This is a genomic window from Shewanella sp. SW1, from assembly GCF_025653545.1.
Taxonomy (GTDB): Bacteria; Pseudomonadota; Gammaproteobacteria; order Enterobacterales; family Shewanellaceae; genus Shewanella; species Shewanella oncorhynchi.
Map to the genome: position 1 here is coordinate 1 of NZ_JAKKSG010000059.1, position 625 is coordinate 625.

The 625-nt window shown below is 45.1% G+C and carries 1 protein-coding gene; it reads left to right on the forward strand.

The window, feature by feature from the left end; translation table 11 throughout:
- Window positions 1-401: transposase (locus tag L5M71_RS23025; RefSeq protein WP_263220687.1), on the forward strand; the 401-nt coding region annotated here is incomplete at its 5' end.
- Window positions 402-625 lie beyond the last annotated feature (224 nt).

Here is a 625-nt window from a genome sequence, read left to right on the forward strand (position 1 = left end):
CTCGCTACAATGCATTGCTGTCGATCCCTGGCTTTGGACCATTAGTCACAGCAAGCTTTATGAGTGAATTAGGTTCGGGTCATCAATTTAAAAATGGCCGGCAATTATCTGCATGGTGTGGCTTAGTGCCATCGCAATCGAGTTCTGGTGGAAAAGTTCGACTAGGATCGATCACGAAAAATGGCAGCTCAGAACTACGTGTTTTACTCATCCACGGCGCCAGAGCCGTTGGCCGATTTGCGAGCAAACRTGATGATAGACTTGGGCGATGGTTTAATGCACTTGCGTTAAGGCAAGGTCGACACAAAGCCGTTGTCGCATTGGCCAATAAAATAGCGCGTATAGGATGGCGGATCCTCACGAGTAACGATAATTTCGACGTTAATAAAGCGTTTGCGTAAGACGTTAAGYATCACGTAAMAGTTTACATGCACTGATGAATAAACGGTCAACCGTACCTATTAGAGCCTGACTKKRCCAAGGCATTAAATGCCGATGTAGTGATAAGGTAATAGGTTTCGGATTTACATCATGGCGCGGGTAAAAAAGCCTATTTAGACGCCGAATATATGGTAGTGAACCAATCATTCAACGGTGTTGTAAAAGCTGAGGCGTCCATATATGG